Below are 17052 nucleotides of genomic sequence, written 5' to 3'. Positions count from 1 at the left end.
ACCCACAAAAAACGCGGCTTAGTTAGCCGCGTTTTTTATATCAACCTAAGCAGTGCTACAGAACTAATTGCGATGTTGCGCGATAGCCCGGAGAGCGGGTTCGAAACTATCATCCTGAAGCTCAAACCAGAGTTCATTGAGCTCATTGGAACACCCAAGCAGGTCAATGATTTCGAACGCTTCGTCGTCGAAAAAGTCAGCATCAAGGCCTTCCGCCTCCACCAGATCGAGGGCTTCAAGATAGCTCACGCCAGCTTTGGTACGAATGAGTTGGTCGATATCCAAAATATTATGTAGAGACAACATAGACCGGTTGCACTGGCGGCGAATACGCTCATTCAGTTCCATAAAATAAAGAACCACACCGATATTCTCAAACAGCAGATCTTCTTGCTGAGCATGGGCGGTGGTTGTTGGCATCACGCTCATGAGCGCGGCAAGGCATGTTGCGAGAATGAATTTCATCGTTGCGGATCCTTTTCCGAGTCATCCTATAGGTTTATCTGTAAAACCCGGTATCGTCAACTTAGTGAAACGCCCAAGCGGTGTGTAACTGAGTGCAACTCAATTAAAAGCCGAGGCCACGCTAAGTTTAAGGCCGAACTGGCGGTCGAATATGAGCTCGAATAAGAAGCTTAGTGCAATACACGGCAACGAATAGTGCCCGGCACTTGTTTTAATTGCTCTAATGCCTGTTCTGCTAAGTCGCTGTCGACGTCCATAACTACATAGCCCAGTTCATTATCTGTTTGCAGATACTGTCCGGAAATATTCACACCCAGCTCGGCAAATATTTGGTTGATACGGGTGAGCACCCCAGGCTGATTGCGATGAATATGCAATAAACGGCTGCTTTCAGCATGAATCGGCAAGCTTACTTCAGGGAAGTTCACCGCAGATAAGGTTGAACCGTTATCGGAATATTTAATGAGTTTGTGGGCAACTTCGATGCCTATGTTTTCTTGGGCTTCCTGGGTGCTGCCACCAATATGTGGCGTGAGAATTACATTGCTTAAGCCGCGCAGGGGAGATTCAAAAATATCGTCGTTGCTCTTTGGCTCCACTGGGAACACATCAATGGCGGCGCCATTGAGATGGCCTTCTTTGAGTCGTGTGGCGAGGGCGTCGAGATCCACCACAGTACCACGGGATGCATTAATTAAGCAGGCGCCTGGTTTCATAACCCCTAATCTACGGGCACTGATCAAATTACGTGTTTGCTCGGTTTCTGGCACGTGCAGCGACACCACATCGCTAGTTTTCAATAGCGAATCTAAGGTGAGCATCGGACAGGCGTTGCCCAAGGATAACTTGGTTTCAATGTCATAGAACAGCACCCGCATGCCCAGTTGCTCGGCAAGCACACCTAATTGGGTACCAATGTGGCCATAACCGACAATACCTAGCGTTTTGCCCCGGGCTTCATGGGAGCCTTGGGCTGATTTTAACCAGCCACCGTTATGGCAGGCGGTACTTTTTTCTGGCACCTTGCGCAGCAACATTATGATTTCCGCAAGTACCAACTCTGCAACACTGCGCGTATTGGAAAAAGGCGCGTTAAATACCGGGATACCAAATTTGCGGGCCGCTTCCACATCCACCTGATTGGTACCAATACAGAAGCAGCCAATGGCATTGAGGCGTTCTGCGTGTTGCAGCACTTTGTGAGACACTTGCGTGCCCGAGCGAATACCGAGGAAATGATAATCACCAATGCGGGCAGCTAACTCGTCTTCGTTTAGGGCGGTGCTTACTTGATCGATTTCGGTATAACCGTGTTGCTTAAAACAATTGACGGCGCTGGGATGAACCCCCTCAAGCAACAGTACTTTGATTTTCTTTTTGGCAAGTGAGTACATCGGGGGCATGACTTCGACTCCTGGCTAATCGCGGGTTCGGGTAATGACTTGCTGACCATCGCTCAACAAGGCAACGTCTGCGCCGCGAGCGGCAAACAGACCATTGGTAACAACACCTGTAATTTGATTGAGTTTGCCTTCCAGCGCTATGGGCTCATCGATATGCAGATTATAAACATCAAGAATGATGTTGCCGTTATCGGTTGTAACGCCCTCGCGGTATACCGGATCGCCGCCAAGTTTCACAATCTCTCGGGCCACATAAGAACGGGCCATAGGGATCACTTCCACAGGTAACGGGAAGGTGCCGAGCATATCCACTTCTTTGCTGGTATCGGCGATGCAGACAAAGGTTTTGGCCACAGCCGCGACGATTTTTTCACGGGTTAACGCACCACCGCCGCCCTTGATCATTTGCAGGTGACGGTTAATTTCATCCGCGCCATCTACATACACGTCGATGTCGCCGGCGCCATTTAAGTCGTATACCGGAATACCATGAGATTTTAAGCGCGCTGTAGATGCTTCAGAGCTAGAAACGGCACCTTCGATGTCTTGCTTTAGCGCGGCAAGGGCATCGATAAAGTAATTCACCGTTGAGCCGGTGCCGACTCCAACAATGGTGCCCGGTTTGACATAGGCGATGGCTGCTTCCGCAGCGAGACGCTTGGCGTTATCTTGCGTGCTCATAGGTGCTCCATGCTGACGTTAGAGGGAAGGAATATGTTGCTGTCAGGATGGACACTCATTATACGTCTCTGCGGGAGAACTGCCAGCTTTTCGAGGGAGTGATAATCATCGGTAAAGGAACGTCCCAGTGTGCATGGGGCAACGACTCTGCCTGTTGCTCATCGAATGCCACACCTACCGGAAGCAGGTGGGGAAGCTCGCCGCGTAGCCAAGGGGCGAGGGTGCGATCAAAAAAGCCGCCACCCATGCCTAAGCGATTGCCGTGTTGATCAAAGGCCACCAACGGCACGAGGAGTACGTGAATCGCGGCTAAAGGCACCACACTGGGCACCTCGCAGGCAGGTTCGGGAATGCCAAACTTGTTGGGTTGCAGGGGCGTGTTTTGATCTGTGCGCAAAAACAATAAATGGTTTTTGTGAAAGGGGTGTAACACAGGCACGGCGAAGCGCTGATGCGGCGCAAGCTGGGTCATCAAGGGGGTAAGATCGGGCTCGCCGTCGTTGGGAAAATAACCGCCAATGGTGGTGGCACCGCGATGCTGAATTAACTCAGCCACGCGCTCTAATATCTTTTGTTCTGCCTGCGCCCGTTGCGCCTCGCCGATTTGCTTACGACAACTCCGAAAATGCTTACGCAGCAGCGTCCGCGATAACTCGTCGGCGGCATTAAGCGCGTTTTTTGGGGTATCTGTCGTCACTTCAGGAGCCTCCTGGCAGGGATACTTTACTTCAATACGAGAGCTTGCCACACTGACGCAATCCGAATGAACAGTATGCGAAACTCATCTGCAGATGAGAAGCCTATTCAAAAAATAATTGGAATTACCCATGACCACACACACCAACACTCACACCAGCACACCCCTAATAGCGTCGCTCATCAGCCGCTGGCAGGGTGGACTTCTTTGCCTCCTTACCTTAGGGCTGTTGGCCGCACCAATCGTGCAAGCCGCCAGTGAAGGGCCGTTTGAACGCATTATTTTACGCGGCGGCATTGTGGTGAATGGTGAAGGCGCGCCGCCCGTGGGGCCGGTGGATATCGTGATTGAAGGCAATACCATTACGCGGGTCGACGTGGTGGGCTACCCGGGAGTGCCAATTCGCGAACAAGGTCGCCCTAAGGCCGACGAAAACACCAAAGAAATCGATATTAGCGGTCACTACGTGCTCCCTGGATTTATTGATATGCATGGGCACATCGGTGGCTCAGCGGCGAATATTCCGCCCGAGTACGTATACAAACTTTGGTTAGCCCACGGTATTACCACGATTCGTGAACCCGGCAGCTTTCGCGGCGTAGAATGGACGCTTGAAGAAGCCCGGAAAGCCGCAGCCCACGAAACGATCTCGCCGCGCATTATTCCTTATGCGGGCTTTGGGCGCGGCAGCCAAGAGCCAATTATTACCGGCGAGCAAGCTCGTGAATGGATTCGTTCAGTGCATGAGTTAGGTGCCCAAGGCATTAAGTTCTTTGGTGCAACGCCACGGGTGATTTCAGCGGCTATCGACGAAGCGAATCAGCTGGGAATGGGCACCATGATGCATCATGCCCAGCTCAATGTGGTGCGCACCAATGTATTGGATTCAGCCCGCATGGGCTTAGGCACCATGGAGCATTGGTACGGGTTGCCAGAAGCCTTGTTCACCAATCAAGTGATTCAAAACTATTCGCCAGATTACAACTACCAAAACGAGCAAGATCGCTTTGGTGAAGCGGGGCAGTTGTGGAAACAAGCTGCACGTAAGGGGTCGGATCGTTGGAATGAAGTACGCGATGAACTGATCGCCCTCGATTTCACCATCAACCCGACGCTCAATATTTACGAAGCCAGCCGCGATGCAGCAGCCCAGCGCAACGCAGAGTGGCACGACGAATATACACTGCCCACCTTATGGGAATTCTTTAAACCGAGTCGTTATGCCCATGGCTCCTATTGGTTTGATTGGACCACGGATCATGAAATCGCCTGGCGCGAGAATTATCGTCTTTGGTTTGAATTCTTAAACGACTACAAAAATCATGGCGGTCGCGTTACCGCAGGGTCTGATTCGGGCTATATCTACAAAATATATGGCTTTGGCTATATTCAAGAGCTCGAGCTGTTGCGCGAAGCGGGCTTTAATGCGCTGGAAGTGGTGCGTGCCGCGACCTTAAGCGGGGCAGAAGCCCTTGGTTTGGAAGATGAAATTGGCAGTATTGTGCCCGGTAAACGCGCGGATTTGTTTATTGTCAAAGAGAATCCACTAAGAAACTTGAAGGTTCTCTATGGAACAGGGCACTATAGGCTAAATGATCACAATGAGCCGGAACGTACCCAAGGCATTTTGTGGACCATGCGCGATGGCGTGTTGTATGACGCACAACAGCTGTTAGCCGATGTACGCGAAATTGTGCGCCTCGCCAAAGAAGAGGCTGCTGAATAACGTCAATGAGTAGCGTCAATGAGTAACATTAACGGAGTGCGTACTCCGGAGACCGTGAGATGAAACAACGAGGAAAGTTTTCGCAGGTGCTGGATTATCGAATGGCCATGGCTGTCACTATGGGTCTGGTGCTTGCGTTAGCACTAGCGGCCTGTGGCCCTATGTATGGTCCGGAGCTGCGTGGTGAATGGAAGATTAAACAAATTCATACCACGGCGTCGGCAGAACTTGCCCCGGGGCGAGCGGTAGAGTGGCTAGGGTACAGTGCTTACTTTGAAGAGCGCCGAATCCGATTTAGTAAATACGATTGCAGAAACCCAAGCATGACCACAGATTGGCAACAATGGGGGCTAGTCGCAGGTCGGATTGGTATTAATCCGGATTTATTTGGTACGCGTACCGATACGCCAGTGCAGTTGCTCTATATCGAGTGTGATGGGGAAGAGTGGTTTACGCCTGGTGCAGAGCTTATTCGTTTAGACGACGAACGCTTATTAATGGCTTACCAAGGTGTGATATTCGAGTTTCGGCAAGAGCGATAAGGTGCTGCTCTAACTGTTCGCTAGTCATTCGCCAGTCATTCGCTAGTTATCGTCGTCACCGTTAGTGATTGGCTCGACAGCTTCTCGGGCCTCTTCTTCTAAAGCTTCCGACCAAGTCGATTGATTGCTGCAGGTGTTTAGAATCACGATGGTTGCAATCACGAGTACCACGGCTGCAACAATTTCTAATTTTTTCATCGCTTTTTCCCTCATTCATGCCTAGCGAAAGGTGTTCTCCAAGGTGCCGCTGCATCGTGTCAGCCCTTGAACCCAATGGTTCAAGGCGGGTGCTGGAGAAACTACCGCAGGCTTCCCGATACAGGTCGGGCTTGCGCACTGGTAATCCAACAGGACCCTATACTAAGAGTATCGGCTCAGGGACATTCACATGCTGGCAAACACCCCAGAGAACATAACTATTGTACCATATCTCCCTTGCGGGCTGGTACCCAACGCACCGCGTTGGCCCTGAATCCTACCCAACGCATCGCGTTGGCCCTGAATCCAACCAACGCACCGCGTTGGTTACTGATCGTGTTTATTAGGATCTTCTTCTGTGAGCTCGAGCTCGCCCGCGTCGGCCATTTGTCGCTCTGCCGCACGAGGGTCACCTATGGCTTTTTCGATAGTGGCTTGTAATAAGCTCACTTTATCTTCCAAAGCTGCAATTTTTTTGCTTTCCACCGCGCGATCCTGAATCCATTCATGACACAAGTTAAGCGCTGCCATAATGGCAATCTGCTCCATATTGGTCAGTTTGGTCGAGGTGCGCGTTTCCACCATGCGTTCATCGAGTTGTTTGGCAGCTTCGCGCAACGCAGTTTCCTGACCATCCGGGCACATCACCCGATAGCTTCGGTCCAGAATCTTGATGTCTACGACATTACTACTCATGTCACGCTCCCTCAAATCAACATATAGTGGTGAGTATAGTCCGTTTCGGAATCTTCGAAAACGCAAGCTGAATTCGTTGTTCTTACATTCACAGCGGGATCGCCGCAACAGCGCTGGCGATTAGCCGCAGGATAGCGGTAGCGTTATTAACTTGCAATCTTTCAGTGAAATAGATTTGTAAGCGGTTTTCTGGCTGAGAAGGCCAACGAATGGTAGCATTAGGGATGCAACATCTATCCAAATTGGACAGTTCAATATGAGTGAAGCAAGTTCCCAGTGGTTTGAGAAACTAACCCGACTGTTAGCGCAAGAAAATGTGATCGTCAGTGCCGCTGAAATGCATGGAATGCTTACCGGTTTGGTGGCCAGCAGTGCCCCGAGTAAAGAACGTGATTGGCTCTTGGCGTTATCGGATCTCACCAACGAAGGCGAAAAGTTCAGCGCACCATTACTGAACGAGCTCGAAGCCCTGCATACCCATACCGTTACGGGGTTAGAGTGTCCTGATCTGAGTTTCCAGATGGTGCTCCCCAGTGACGACGAACCCCTCGAAGATCGCGTGGTGGCCTTAACCGAATGGACCCAATGCTTTTTAGTGGGCTTTGGTATACATCAACAGAACTTAGCCAAGGCATCCGATGATTTGAAAGAAGCCATTCAAGATATGGCGGAGATTTCTAAGTTATCCAGTGATGTGCTGAGCGGTGAAGAAGATGAACGGGCGTTTTATGAAGTAAGCGAATACGTTCGAATTACTGCCATTATGTGCTTTAACGAGCTCAGTGGCGTATCTACTCCAGTGGCTCCAGTAAATCAAACGATTCATTAATTTGTGCTGTTGAGGAAAACGAGTTATGCCGCAGGCTGCTGAATACCAACACCGGCGCCAAGCCTTTATGAAATCCATGAAACCTCAGGGAATTGCGATTTTTCCTGGGGCGTCTGAAGTGATTCGTAGCCGCGATACTCATTTTCCGTTTCGCCAGGACAGTGACTTTTTCTATCTCACCGGCATAAATGAACCCGATGCGGTACTTGTGTTGTTGCCCGATGCTGAAGTTTCGGAAATCTTATTTGTATTGCCGCGAGATCCGCACGCGGAAGTATGGCACGGGCGTCGGTTAGGCTGTGAACAGGCGCAAAGCCTCTCTGGTGTCGCACAATGCCATGCGCTGAATGAACTCGACACGCTGTTGCCTGAATATCTCGATGGCAGCGAGCATTTGTATTATGCCTTTGATCAATTCCCGGTGTTCGAAGCCAAGTTGCGCGAGCATCTACGCCAGTTACGGGCCGCGCCAAAGCGCAGTAAAACGGCGCCACCCCATTGGCACGATAGTCGCCCGCAGCTGCATCAACAGCGGCTGATCAAATCCGACCAAGAAATTGCCCTCATGCAACGCGCCGCGGATATTACCGTTGAAGCACACAAACGCGCGATGCAAAGTGTTCGTCCGGGCATGTTTGAATATCAGGTGGAAGCTTTATTGCAGCATGAGTTTCGTCATCATGGTGGGGCAGGTGCGGCCTATGGATCCATCGTTGGCGGCGGCGAAAATGCGTGTATTTTGCACTATACAAGCAATTCCGATGAGTTGTGCGATGGCGATTTATTGCTGATCGATGCTGGCTGTGAATACCAAGGCTACGCCGCCGACATTACCCGAACCTTCCCAGTGAATGGCACATTTAGCCCGGTGCAGCGCGCGCTGTACGAGGTGGTGTTAGCGTCGCAAGAAGCCGCGTTTGCCCAGATTAAACCCGGCAGCTCCTTGCCCAAAGCCCAAGAAGCGGCGATTAAAGTGCTTACCGAAGGCTTAATTAAGCTCGGGATCTTGCAAGGGGATGTGAAAACCCATATCAACGACTTGAGTTGCCGCCGCTTCTTTATTCATGGTTTGGGTCATTGGTTGGGCCTCGATGTGCATGATGTGGGCAACTACGATGCTGATGGCGCACCGATTAAATTAAAACCGGGTATGGTGTTAACCATTGAGCCGGGCTTGTATTTTGCCCCCGACGACGACACCGTGCCTGAGCAATACCGCGGCATCGGTATTCGTATTGAAGATGATCTATTGGTGACCGCGGATGGCTATCATAATTTAACCGCTGGGGTACCGAAGAGCATTGAAGGCATTGAGGCGCTGATGTCGGCAGGAATGTCTACAGGAATGTCGGCAGGAATGTCGACAGGAACCCGGGAACGCGCAACAAGCGCCTCAAAACGTGGAGAGGATGCCTAACGTGCGCCACGTTGATATTGCCATTGCTGGCGGCGGGCTCACCGGCTGTTTAGCCGCCTTGGTATTTGCCCGGCGCTTTCCTGAGCTGTCGATTGCTTTGCTGGATCATCAGCAAGGGGCAACCTATCAAGATCCCCGTGGATTAGCTCTGGCACTGCGCACGCAACAAGTGCTTGCCGAATATGGCATTTGGAACGGGGCCCTAGAGCGCAGTGCGGCGATCTCCCATATTCATGTATCGGAAACCGAAGCCCCGGGTAGCATGGAAATGCATGCAGAGCGCGAAAATCTGCCTGCGTTGGGCTATGTGGCCATGGCGGGCGTGTTGCAGCAAGCCCTTGATGAGCGCTGTGCTCAGGTAAGTAAAGAACACACCCTGTTGCGCCATGAACGCGGCGTTCAGATTCGCCAACTCGTGGCTGACGATTCCGGATACACCCTCAACATCGAGGGGATGAAAGACCCCCTGCATTGTCGTTTATTGGTGGTGGCCGAGGGGTCGAACTCAAGCACGCGGGATTTGCTAGGGATCGAGATGACGCGCTCGGCTTATGATCAAGTGGCAATCGCGGGTGTGGTGACTTACCAACAAAAACATCAAGGCTGGGCCTTTGAACGCTTTACCCCCCACGGGCCCGCGGCGCTGTTACCGCAAGGCAATCGTGAGGCGGCCTTGGTGTGGTGTATGCAACCGGAACAAGCACAGCACCTCATGACCTTGCCGGAGCAAGAACAATTACGCGCAGTTCAAAAGGTATTTGGCGCCGCCCCCGGGCGCCTCGAAAAGGTGATGTTGCAAGGGAAGTTTCCCCTGCAACTGGCCCTTGCGGATCGCTTTATTGGCCATCGCGCGGTGGTGATTGGTAATGCATGCCACACCCTGCATCCGGTGGCTGGCCAAGGTTATAATTTGGGTGTGCGGGATATACTGGAGCTGGCGCAACAGTTAGATGCCAAGGATCCCGGCGCGATTCCAGGATTGCAGGCGTATCGCACCCAGCGACAACGGGATTATGCCGAGATTATTAGCCTCACCCATGGGCTAGTGAATATATTTGCCAATCCCAATCCGGTGTTGCGGCATGCCCGTAGTAAGGCGCTGTACACACTGCGTATGTGCAATTTATTGAGTAAGCCACTGATGCGCAAAGCCATGGGCTTTCGTTCATTGTTTTCATCAGCGGGCTCATGATCAGCCTCACCTTCGGGTTCATAATTGGGCTTATCATCAAGAGACTAACCACAGGCGAGCAGGCTAGCTGAATAGTAGGGTAACTCATGGCAATTATTCGAACACAGATCATTGTAGTAGGCGGCGGCATGGTAGGGCTCGCATTTGCGACCGCCATGGCGAAGCATGGTCGTGATGTGGTGGTGATTGAAAAGCAAGCACGCAGCGGCGCGATGCCAGACGGCCCAACCCTGCGCGTGTCGGCCCTTAACCATGCGGTACGCAATTGGCTACAAGAACTCGGCGCCTGGGAGCGTATTCCTGCGCAGAAATGCGGTGATTATCAAGGCATGCATGTGTGGGAACATGATTCGTTTGGGCATATTCATTTCTCGGCGAACGACGCTGATCTCAAAGATTTAGGCACCATTATTGAAAACGCCGTAGTTGAAGCCGCCCTGTGGCAAAGCGCCGAAGCTGCGGGCGTGCGCTTACTAAGTGATGTGAGTTTTACCGCCCCGGAATACCACGACCACGATGTGAGTGTGCAATTGAGCAATAACGATGTGGTAATTGGGCAACTGTTAATTGCCGCCGATGGTGGCCAATCGAGCCTGCGCGGAATTTCTGGCACGCCAGTGCATCATCGGGATTACGAACAAGATGGGGTGGTATGTACCATTGAAAGCAGCGAACCCCATCAAGGCATTGCCCGCCAAGTATTTCTCGGTGACGGCCCCTTGGCGTTATTGCCCATGGCGGATCCGCACCAGTGTTCTATTGTGTGGAGCACTCCAAAAAGCAAAGCCCAGGATTTGTTAGCCCTGAGCGATGAGGATTTTAATCAGCAATTAACCGCAGCCGCCGACGGTCAGTTGGGCGTGCTCAAAGTGGTAAGCAAGCGCGTGAGTTTCCCGCTTACCATGCGTTATGCAGAAGATTGGATTTACGGACGGCAAGTATTGATGGGCGATGCTGCCCATACCATTCATCCATTAGCCGGGCAGGGCGCAAATTTAGGGTTTGGTGATGCCTATGTGCTCGCCGATCGCTTACGTGGGTTAGGCACCTTAAATGGTCAGTGGGATCACAACGAGCTCATGCGTGCGCTACGCGGTTACCAACGGGCTCGTAAAGCGGCGGCATTGCGTCATATTGCCGTAATGGAAGGGTTTCATCAGTTGTTTACCAAAACCAACCCACTGATTCGCTTTACCCGGGCAGCGGGACTGGCGATTACCCAAGAAATAAACCCACTCAAAGACTTTTTCTTGCACCAGGCCAACCGGTTTTAAGTTGGCCCACGGCTAAAAGCTACGGATTTAAGAAATCACTCAAGTACGAGAGCAAATGCTCTGAGGCGTCGTTCGGCGTTTGGCTGTGGCGCTCCAGATAAATCCCCACAGTACCTAATGGCGGCAGATCCGGATGGCGCAATTCCACCAAATCCGCAGGCAACGAGCTTTTTGCTAGCACTGTTGTGCCCAAATCACTTTTTAATGCGCTGCTAATCCCAGTGAGATCTGAGTTGGTATAGGTAATTCGGCAATTGCGCCCCATTTGCTTGAGCGCTTGCAAGGTACGGCGGCGATAAATACAGCCTTCGGCGGCCAACACCAAGGGCACCGGGCCCTGCCAACTAAAATCAGAGCGGCCAGCGACCCATACCAATTGGTCTTCTTTTACTTGTACTGCATTGGGAGGGCCTTGCTCCGCCACGGTGAGAATCACGTCGAATTGGCCACGGCTGGCCCCTAAACGTAAATCGCGACTGAGCGCGGAAGTTACTTCTAAAGTAATTTGCGGGTAGCTGGCGGCAAACTGCCCAAGCACCCGAGGCAGCAGAGCGGTGGCAAATTCACTGGGAATGCCCAAACGCACCTGCCCAGAAATCGGCGTTTTTTCAAAGCGGGCAAGCAGTTGATCATGGCTGCTTAATAGCTGGCGCGCTCCTTGATATAATTCCTGACCGGCGGCAGTGAGCTTGAGCTTGCCCCCTTGGCGATCAAAGAGCACCGCATCGACTTGTTCTTCGAGCTTTTTTAACTGCAAGCTGATGGCTGGCTGCGAACGTCCGAGCCGTTCACCGGCGAGCGTAAAGCTTTGCAAGTCGGTGACCATCACAAAAGAGCGAAGGCTTTCGAAAGATAAGTGTTTCATAACCACGACCTGTGCTGGTATTTGGAGCCTGAATGCCCGCAATGGCACCCACTAAGCATTTATTTTAGCAATGTTTAGCGTATCTGTATAAGAAAACTTAATGCGCGTATTAGGGTTTTTAATTTGTTGGCAACCCCGTGGCAACCTATAATGAGGGCCATCGAATCGAACAGAAAACCAACAGAAGTGAAATACGCAATGGCGCAACGCACTCCGTTATACCCGCAGCACCTGGCTGCTGGCGCAAAGATGGTCGATTTCCACGGCTGGGACATGCCGCTTAACTACGGTTCACAAATCGAAGAGCACCATGCGGTGCGTCGGGCAGTGGGCATGTTTGATGTGTCCCACATGACCATTGTTGATGTCACTGGCCCTGAAGCCAAGGCGTATTTGCGCCACTTGCTCGCCAACGACGTGGCGAAATTACAAGTTCCTGGTAAAGCCCTTTACTCGGCCATGCTGAACGAGAACGGCGGCGTGATCGACGACTTGATCGTGTATTTCTTCAGTGATGTGTCGTATCGCTTGGTGGTGAACTCTGCCACTCGCGATAAAGATTTACAGTGGCTAGAAAAACAAGCCGGTGAATTTGATGTAGCCATCACTGAGCGCACTGAGTTTGCCATGCTGGCCGTGCAAGGTCCGCAAGCCAAAGAGAAAGTAAGTGTACTCATGAGCGCCGAACAACACGCACAAGTGAGCGAACTTAAGCCATTTGTGGGCGTGCAGCTCGACGATTTATTTGTTGCCACCACCGGCTATACCGGTGAAGCAGGCTACGAGATTATTATTCCTGCAGAGCAAGTGGGCGACGCTTGGGATAAGCTTCTGAAAGCTGGCGTGCACCCATGTGGCCTCGGTGCCCGTGATACCCTGCGTTTGGAAGCGGGCATGAACCTTTACGGCCAAGACATGAACGAAGAGGTTTCTCCACTGGCGGCGAATATGGCGTGGTCGGTGGCCTTTGAGCCGGCGGATCGCAATTTCGTGGGTCGCGAAGCCCTAGAAGCACAAAAAGCCGCGGGCACAGAAAAGCTCATCGGTTTGGTAATGGAAGAAAAAGGTGTTCTTCGTGCCGGGCTGAAAGTGATTGTAGAAGGCGGCGAAGGCGTGATTACGTCAGGCACCTTCTCACCCACGCTTGGATACAGTATTGCTATGGCGCGGGTACCGCAGCCAGTAGGTGATACCGCACAAGTGGAAATGCGCAAAAAAATGGTTACAGTAAAGGTGGTGAAACCCTCCTTTGTTCGTCATGGCAAGGCGGTTGTTTCCGCGTAAACTTCAGCACACATTTTTTTCAACGGACTTAGTCTTTGGACACAAGGGTTACAACATGAGCAACGTACCAAACGAATTAAAATATGCCTCAACCCACGAATGGATTCGCGATGAAGGCGATGGCGTATACACCGTAGGCATCACCGACCACGCGCAAGAGCTTCTTGGCGACATGGTGTTCGTTGAGCTCCCAGAAGTAGGCGACAACGTTGCCGCGGGTGACGACTGTGCCGTAGCAGAGTCAGTGAAAGCGGCGTCTGATATCTATGCACCAATCGCGGGCGAAATCATTGCCGTGAACGAAGAACTGGAAGACTCTCCAGAATTGGTCAACAACGACCCATTTGGAGACGGCTGGTTATTTAAGATTAAAGCCGACGATGAAAGCGAAGTTGCTGGCCTGCTCGACGCAGAAGGTTACGCCGCTTCTATCGAAGAAGACTAATAGTTTGAACACAGCAAGGCCCCGGTTTCGCCGGGGCTTTGTTGTTCATTAATCCAAGAACAGGGCAACTTGTTCGTACACGCTGAAGCAACGCAGGTATTAGGTCAATGAGCAGTAAATCTCTAAAGCAGCTCGAACGTCACGATGAATTTGTGGCGCGTCATATTGGTCCGGATGAAAATGAACAGCAGGATATGCTGGCATACGTGGGCGCCGAATCACTGGAAGCGATGACGGCACAAACCGTTCCAGGCTCCATTTTGCGCGACCCGTTTTTGGCGATCGGCGAATCCATGACAGAGCGTGACGCTCTGGCGCGTTTGAAAACCATCGCCAAGAAAAACAAAGTATTTAAAAGCTTTATCGGGCTTGGGTACTACGACACCTTGTTGCCAAACGTCATCTTGCGCAACGTGCTGGAAAACCCAGGTTGGTATACGGCGTACACGCCTTATCAGCCAGAGATTGCCCAAGGCCGCTTGCAAGCCATTTTGAACTTCCAACAAATGACCATCGACCTGACCGGTCTTGAGTTGGCGTCTGCCTCGTTGCTCGACGAAGCCACCGCCGCCGCCGAAGCCATGGCGATGGCCCAGCGTGTGAGCAAATCTAAGTCGAACGCATTCTTTGTGGCCGACAACGTATTTCCACAAACCATCGACGTAGTAAAAGCTCGTGCCGAAATGTTTGGTTTTGAAGTGATTCAAGGCCCATGGCATGAAGCGGGCAAGCACGATGTGTTTGGCGCTCTGTTCCAAAGCCCTGCCGCCGATGGCGAACTGCTGGATCTCACCGACGTGATCGCAGAAATCCAGAGCAACAAAGGCTTGGTCGCCGTTGCCTCTGATTTAATGGCGCTAGTAGCCACCAAATCGCCAGGCGAAATGGGTGCCGACATGGTATTCGGTTCGGCCCAGCGCTTTGGTGTACCTATGGGTTACGGTGGTCCACACGCTGCTTTCTTCGCCACCCGCGAGAAGTTCAAGCGTGCGCTGCCAGGCCGTGTAATTGGTGTTTCCAAAGATTCACGAGGCCGTGTGGCCTTGCGTATGGCGATGCAAACCCGCGAGCAACATATCCGTCGTGAGAAAGCGACCTCGAACATCTGTACCGCGCAGGTGTTACTGGCCAACATCGCGTCGTTCTACGCCGTGTACCATGGCCCAGAAGGCTTAAGAACCATCGCTGATCGCATTCATCGGTTAACCGATATTTTGGCCTTAGGTTTGAGCAAAAACGGTTTCTCACCGGTACATCATCATTATTTTGATACCTTAACCATCGAAGCCAGTGGCGAACAGCGCGACGCCATTTTAGCCCGCGCCAAAGACGCCGAAGTGAACTTCCGCACCGATCGCCCAGGCCTATTGGGTATCAGCGTGGATGAAGCCAAAACCCGCCACGATATCGCTACTTTGTTTGATGTGATCTTAGGCGAAGGCCACGGCCTCGATGTAGCTGCACTGGATTCAGAAGCACAAGGGGTGGAATCGATTCCAGCAGCGCTTGCGCGTACCTCAGCAATTCTGACCCACGAAGTGTTTAACCAGTATCACTCAGAAACCGAGATGCTGCGTTATATCAAACAGCTCGAGAACAAAGATTTAGCGCTGAACCACAGCATGATTTCATTGGGCTCGTGCACCATGAAACTCAACGCCACCGCGGAAATGATTCCAGTGACTTGGCCAGAGTTTGGTGGGTTGCACCCGTTCTGCCCATTGGATCAAGCCCAAGGCTATCAAGAGTTGTTGCATACGCTGTCAACCTGGCTGGTAGATATTACCGGCTACGACGCTATGTCGATGCAACCAAACTCCGGTGCCCAAGGCGAATACGCCGGCTTGTTGGCGATTCATCGCTATCACGCCAGCCGTGGCGAAGGCCATCGCAATATCTGTTTGATTCCTGATTCTGCCCACGGCACCAATCCGGCGTCTGCACAAATGGCCGGCATGAAAGTGATCGTGGTAGCCTGTGATAAAAACGGTAACGTGGATATTGCTGATTTGCGCGCCAAAGCTGAAGAAGTGAAAGACCAACTCAGCTGCGCCATGGTGACTTACCCGTCGACCCACGGCGTGTACGAAGAGAAGATTCGCGAGATCTGCGACATCGTGCATGAGTTTGGTGGTCAGGTGTATATGGACGGCGCCAATATGAACGCGCAAGTGGGTGTAACTTCGCCGGGCTATATCGGCTCAGACGTATCCCACTTGAACCTGCACAAAACCTTCTGTATCCCGCACGGCGGCGGTGGCCCGGGTATGGGCCCTATCGGCGTGAAGAGCCACTTGGCACCGTTCTTACCGGGCCATACGCTGCTCGACGGCGAAGGCTTGGCAACCGGCAACCCGGCGGTATCCGCAGCACCATTTGGTAGCGCGAGCATTCTACCCATCTCATGGATGTATATCGTGATGATGGGCAGCGCTGGCTTACGCAAAGCTACGGAAGTAGCCATGCTCAACGCCAACTATATGGCCAAGCGCTTAAAAGAGCACTTCCCAGTGCTGTACACCGGCCGTAACGACCGCGTGGCCCACGAGTGCATTATCGACTTGCGCCCGCTAAAAGACGCCACCGGCATTGCTGAAATCGACGTGGCCAAGCGCTTGCAAGATTATGGCTTCCATTCGCCGACCATGTCGTTCCCAGTTGCGGGCACGCTGATGATCGAGCCAACGGAATCGGAATCGAAAGCAGAAATGGATCGCTTCTGTGATGCCATGATCGCGATTCGCCAAGAAATCGAGCAAGTAGCCAAAGGCGAGTGGACGTTAGAGGCGAACCCATTAGTGAATGCACCGCATACCTTAGCGGACATCACCGAAGCGTGGGACCGCCCATACAGCATCGAACAAGCCGTATTCCCGAAAGCCTGGTTACGCGACCATAAATTCTGGCCAAGCGTAAACCGCATCGACGACGTATACGGCGACCGCAACTTTATGTGCAGCTGCCCACCGTTGTCGGCTTATCAGGAGTAGGTGGTTTAGCTGTTCGGTAGCAAACAATACAGAAAGAGGCCTTCGGGCCTCTTTTTTTATACCTTTACAGTTTTTCTTGTAGCCTCTGCAACAATCTTATAAGTTAGGTAATTAACAAAAGCGCACGCCGACGGATTATGGCGAAGCGAACGCAGTGAAAAACCCACTGCCAAGAGCCCGCTCACGTAGTTTCCTCAATTAACTCAAGGAAGAGCCTTTCTTAGTCGTTTCTGGTGGTAACACTTGCTCGTTTTGTTTCTGTATATCGTGCGTGATTTTGCGTGTTTATGCTGGCGGATGTCCAAGACACAAGGGTTTTAGCTTTGCGTTGTGATGTTAATTAGCATG

The 17052-nt window shown here is 52.0% G+C and carries 16 protein-coding genes and 1 other RNA gene; 9 read left to right on the top strand and 8 right to left on the bottom strand.

Translation table 11 applies throughout. The features are described from left to right. Window positions 1-63: 63 nt before the first annotated feature. The 4 genes from FM042_RS10535 to FM042_RS10520 form a co-directional block, all read right to left on the bottom strand. Window positions 64-465 (bottom strand): hypothetical protein, encoded by a 402-nt coding sequence (locus FM042_RS10535; RefSeq protein ID WP_143236408.1) that lies wholly within the window; start codon window positions 463-465, stop codon window positions 64-66. 170 nt (window positions 466-635) lie between these two features. Then, window positions 636-1868, bottom strand: coding sequence for a phosphoglycerate dehydrogenase (gene serA, locus FM042_RS10530; RefSeq protein ID WP_143236407.1), 1233 nt, complete (start codon window positions 1866-1868; stop codon window positions 636-638). Between the two features lie 15 nt (window positions 1869-1883). Further along, window positions 1884-2549, bottom strand: a complete 666-nt coding sequence (rpiA, locus tag FM042_RS10525; protein WP_143236406.1) for a ribose-5-phosphate isomerase RpiA — start codon at window positions 2547-2549, stop codon at window positions 1884-1886. A gap of 58 nt (window positions 2550-2607) precedes the next feature. Then, window positions 2608-3246 carry a 5-formyltetrahydrofolate cyclo-ligase gene (locus FM042_RS10520; RefSeq protein WP_185960778.1) on the bottom strand — a complete coding sequence of 213 codons (639 nt, stop codon included), beginning with the start codon at window positions 3244-3246 and terminating at the stop codon, window positions 2608-2610. Between the two features lie 130 nt (window positions 3247-3376). Here FM042_RS10520 and FM042_RS10515 point away from each other — a divergent pair, with 130 nt between their 5' ends. Both FM042_RS10515 and FM042_RS10510 read left to right on the top strand, forming a co-directional pair. Beyond that, a complete protein-coding gene (locus tag FM042_RS10515; protein ID WP_143236404.1) occupies window positions 3377-4972 on the top strand; it encodes an amidohydrolase family protein in 1596 nt (531 codons plus the stop codon). A 59-nt stretch (window positions 4973-5031) separates the two neighbouring features. Then, window positions 5032-5514, top strand: a complete 483-nt coding sequence (locus tag FM042_RS10510; protein WP_143236403.1) for a hypothetical protein — start codon at window positions 5032-5034, stop codon at window positions 5512-5514. 42 nt (window positions 5515-5556) lie between these two features. Here FM042_RS10510 and FM042_RS11850 read toward each other — a convergent pair whose 3' ends face one another. The 3 genes from FM042_RS11850 to FM042_RS10500 form a co-directional block, all read right to left on the bottom strand. Then, complete coding sequence (locus FM042_RS11850) at window positions 5557-5712, bottom strand: hypothetical protein (protein ID WP_185960777.1); 156 nt, start codon at window positions 5710-5712, stop codon at window positions 5557-5559. Window positions 5713-5743: 31 nt separating this feature from the next. Then, window positions 5744-5927, bottom strand: a non-coding RNA gene (gene ssrS / locus FM042_RS10505) — 6S RNA. A gap of 112 nt (window positions 5928-6039) precedes the next feature. After that, on the bottom strand, window positions 6040-6408 hold the full coding sequence (locus FM042_RS10500; protein ID WP_143236402.1) for a cell division protein ZapA: 369 nt from the start codon (window positions 6406-6408) through the stop codon (window positions 6040-6042). Window positions 6409-6664: 256 nt separating this feature from the next. Between FM042_RS10500 and FM042_RS10495 the strand changes: the two genes are divergently transcribed. The 4 genes from FM042_RS10495 to FM042_RS10480 all read left to right on the top strand — a co-directional run bounded on the left by FM042_RS10495 (window position 6665) and on the right by FM042_RS10480 (window position 11120). Continuing rightward, a complete protein-coding gene (locus FM042_RS10495) occupies window positions 6665-7237 on the top strand; it encodes a UPF0149 family protein (RefSeq protein WP_143236401.1) in 573 nt (190 codons plus the stop codon). Window positions 7238-7262: 25 nt separating this feature from the next. Continuing rightward, window positions 7263-8654 (top strand): Xaa-Pro aminopeptidase, encoded by a 1392-nt coding sequence (gene pepP / locus FM042_RS10490; RefSeq protein ID WP_143236400.1) that lies wholly within the window; start codon window positions 7263-7265, stop codon window positions 8652-8654. Between the two features lies 1 nt (window position 8655). Beyond that, window positions 8656-9846 (top strand): FAD-dependent monooxygenase, encoded by a 1191-nt coding sequence (locus tag FM042_RS10485; protein WP_185960776.1) that lies wholly within the window; start codon window positions 8656-8658, stop codon window positions 9844-9846. Window positions 9847-9932: 86 nt separating this feature from the next. Continuing rightward, window positions 9933-11120, top strand: a complete 1188-nt coding sequence (locus FM042_RS10480; RefSeq protein WP_143236398.1) for a UbiH/UbiF/VisC/COQ6 family ubiquinone biosynthesis hydroxylase — start codon at window positions 9933-9935, stop codon at window positions 11118-11120. Between the two features lie 19 nt (window positions 11121-11139). Here the strand turns inward: FM042_RS10480 and FM042_RS10475 are convergent, their stop codons facing one another. Further along, window positions 11140-11985: a LysR family transcriptional regulator gene (locus tag FM042_RS10475; RefSeq protein ID WP_143236397.1), complete on the bottom strand. Its 846-nt coding sequence runs from the start codon at window positions 11983-11985 to the stop codon at window positions 11140-11142. A 198-nt stretch (window positions 11986-12183) separates the two neighbouring features. Here FM042_RS10475 and gcvT point away from each other — a divergent pair, with 198 nt between their 5' ends. The 3 genes from gcvT (at window position 12184) to gcvP (ending at window position 16704) form a co-directional block, all read left to right on the top strand. Continuing rightward, a complete protein-coding gene (gcvT, locus tag FM042_RS10470) occupies window positions 12184-13269 on the top strand; it encodes a glycine cleavage system aminomethyltransferase GcvT (protein ID WP_143236396.1) in 1086 nt (361 codons plus the stop codon). 55 nt (window positions 13270-13324) lie between these two features. Further along, window positions 13325-13714: a glycine cleavage system protein GcvH gene (gene gcvH / locus FM042_RS10465; protein ID WP_143236395.1), complete on the top strand. Its 390-nt coding sequence runs from the start codon at window positions 13325-13327 to the stop codon at window positions 13712-13714. A gap of 107 nt (window positions 13715-13821) precedes the next feature. Continuing rightward, window positions 13822-16704 (top strand): aminomethyl-transferring glycine dehydrogenase, encoded by a 2883-nt coding sequence (gene gcvP / locus FM042_RS10460; RefSeq protein WP_143236394.1) that lies wholly within the window; start codon window positions 13822-13824, stop codon window positions 16702-16704. The last annotated feature ends 348 nt before the right edge of the window (window positions 16705-17052 follow it).

The sequence above is a fragment of the Aliidiomarina halalkaliphila genome, from assembly GCF_007096385.1.
Lineage (GTDB): Bacteria > Pseudomonadota > Gammaproteobacteria > Enterobacterales > Alteromonadaceae > Aliidiomarina > Aliidiomarina halalkaliphila.
Note: the sequence above shows the minus strand (reverse complement) of the source record. Positions and strands in the feature narration are given on the sequence as shown.